The organism is Bradyrhizobium sp. Leo78 (assembly GCF_059512425.1).
Map to the genome: position 1 here is coordinate 1 of NZ_JCAMOT010000298.1, position 365 is coordinate 365.

The 365-nt window shown below is 61.4% G+C and carries 1 pseudogene; it reads left to right on the forward strand.

Annotated elements, in window-relative coordinates:
* Positions 1-68: 68 nt before the first annotated feature.
* Positions 69-365, forward strand: a pseudogene (locus AC5ZG1_RS44770) (cytochrome P450); the annotation flags it as partial.

The window sequence follows — 365 nt, forward strand, 5'->3', positions numbered from 1 at the left end:
TGGTTCCGGCCGAACACTCCTCACCCACATCTTTTCGAGGGCCGGCAAATCCGCTAAGCCTTCGGTTCATGACGATACCGCCGTTTCTCTCGATCGACCCCGCCCTCCGCCACGTCTCGCTGGACGCCCGCAATCCGGCCTTCTACGGCAACCCGAATGCCGTCTACGCCACGCTTCACGCCCATTGTCCGACCTTCTACTGGACCGAGCAGAAACAGTGGTTCTTGACCGGTTACGACCATGTGAACGGGTTGCTGCGCGACCGCCGCTTCGGCCGGCAGATCCTGCACATCGCCAGCCGCGAGGAGCTCGGCCTTGCGGAGCCGATGGCGCATCTTGAAAGTTTCGATCTCTCGGAACGTTAT